Genomic DNA, 421 nt, shown 5'->3' with positions numbered 1-421 from the left:
CAATCTGCATAACCTGTTCCTGATAGACAATAACACCGTAAGTCGGTTCTAGAATGCCTTTCAGACTCTCATGCTGAAAGTCAGGATGAGGATAGGCTACTTCTGCCCGCCCATGCTTACGGTTGATAAAGTCATCAACCATGCCTGACTCCAAAGGCCCCGGTCTAAATAGTGCAACCAGTGCGATCATATCTTCAAGGTTGTCTGGCTGAAGTCGACGAATCAAGTCTTTCATACCACGGGATTCCAGCTGGAATACCGCCGTTGTTTCTGCTGACTTCAGCAATTCAAAAGAGGGCCTATCATCCAGTGGGATATGGTCAATATTAATAGGCTCTTTACCTTTCGCTGCCAAGCGAGGGTTAATCATCTTCAAAGCCCAGTCAACGATAGTTAGAGTACGAAGCCCCAAGAAGTCGAA

The 421-nt window shown here is 46.6% G+C and carries 1 pseudogene; it reads right to left on the bottom strand.

From position 1 onward, the window contains the following. Nucleotides 1-421, bottom strand: a pseudogene (locus A3757_RS03755) (DNA polymerase III subunit alpha); the annotation flags it as partial.

This window comes from Oleiphilus sp. HI0117, assembly GCF_001635235.1.
The sequence above is the reverse complement of the archived record's forward strand: the minus strand, read 5'-3'. Positions and strand labels throughout refer to the sequence as shown.